Genomic DNA, 1,578 nt, shown 5'->3' on the forward strand with positions numbered 1-1,578 from the left:
TGGTTATTCGGCTCCGAAAAAGACCGCGCTGTCACCGATGAAATCATGAGTTACCTGCCCGGAAACCTGCAAAAGCGTTGTTTTAATCTGGCAGGACAAACCACTCTGGCCGATGCTGTTGACCTGATGTCTTTGGCCAGTGCTGTGGTTTCAAACGACTCTGGTCTTATGCACATTGCCGCTGCACTTTCTCGACCACTGGTGGCTGTCTACGGCTCAACCACTGCCGCTCATACCCCCCCAATGAACGACAACAGTGAAACACTCTGGTTGGGACTGAACTGTAGCCCCTGTTTCAAACGTGAATGCCCTCTGGAACATATGGACTGTATGAAAAAGCTGGGACCCGAAATGGTTCTGGACGCCCTGAAGCGACTCTCTGGTGAGCAGACTCTGGAGATTCAGGGTTGAAAGTGCTTATTGTAAAAACCACATCTATGGGCGACGTAATTCACACGCTTCCAGCCCTAACCGATGCCGCAAAAGCCATTCCGGGTATCCGGTTTGACTGGGTCGTCGAAGAAGGGTTTGCAGAAATCCCGCGCTGGCACCCTGCTGTCGATAAAGTCATACCTGTCGCTGTGCGCCGATGGCGAAATTCGATCCTGAATACAGTCAGTTCAGGAGAGTGGTGTCGTTTTCGCAAGGATCTTAAAGCCAGACAGTATGATGCCGTCATTGATGCCCAGGGATTGCTGAAGAGTGCCCTGATTACCCGCATGGCAAAAGGCCCTAAGTTCGGATTGGATAAAAACTCAGCCAGAGAGCCTGTTGTTGCAAAATTTTATAACTTTCCACAAAAGGTAAACTGGGAACAACACGCAGTAGAGCGTGTACGTCAGCTGTTCGCCAAATCGCTAAACTACCCATTGCCAGAGCAACCCGGACAGTTTTTGCTCGACCAATCCAGGTTCGATGACGACCTGGTTAAAAATAAACCCTATGTCGTCTTTATCCATGGCACCACATGGCCTACCAAACACTGGCCAGAAACCTACTGGTGTCAACTGGCTCAAAAAGTTCAGGCAGCCGGGATGCATATCGTCATTCCGTGGGGCAACGAAAAAGAGAGAGAGCGAGCCAATTGCATTGCAAAGAGTTCCGATAATATTGAGGTGCTGCCACGCCTCAGTCTAACGTGCATTGCTGGCGTCATAGCCAATGCTAAAGCTGCGGTTGCAGTCGATACGGGACTGGGTCATCTAACGGCAGCTCTGGAAACACCCGCTGTTTCTCTCTATGGTCCGACCCGTCCCGACCGGGTAGGAGCCTACGGAAGCTCTCAAACTCATCTGACTGTTGACCAGTGCCCTGAGCGTCAGCTCCCTAAAGCCGACCCGGAAATCTTCACGCCCATGACTCCCGATTATGTCTGGCCCTACCTGGAGAAGCTTCTGCCAGAGGAGCCTTCATGATACTGGCGTTTGCGCTTTACAAGTATTTTCCTTTTGGGGGGTTGCAGAGAGATTTCCTGAGAATTGCCCTTGAATGCCAGAAAAGAGGCCACAGGGTTCTTGTTTTCACCACCTGCTGGCAGGGCGAACAACCCGGCGGCTTTGATATCCGGTTTCTTAAAGT

2 protein-coding genes are annotated in these 1,578 nt (G+C 51.2%); both read left to right on the top strand.

Going from position 1 to position 1,578, the window contains the following annotated elements:
* On the top strand, positions 1 to 411 hold a 411-nt coding region (waaF, locus tag KDK18_RS12785; protein WP_257255314.1), incomplete at its 5' end, for a lipopolysaccharide heptosyltransferase II.
* 2 nt (positions 412 to 413) lie between these two features.
* The gene (gene waaC / locus KDK18_RS12790) at positions 414 to 1,415 is read left to right on the top strand and encodes a lipopolysaccharide heptosyltransferase I (protein ID WP_257255315.1); all 1,002 of its coding nucleotides are present in this window, start codon (positions 414 to 416) and stop codon (positions 1,413 to 1,415) included.
* Positions 1,416 to 1,578 lie beyond the last annotated feature (163 nt).

This window comes from Endozoicomonas sp. SESOKO3, assembly GCF_024606255.1.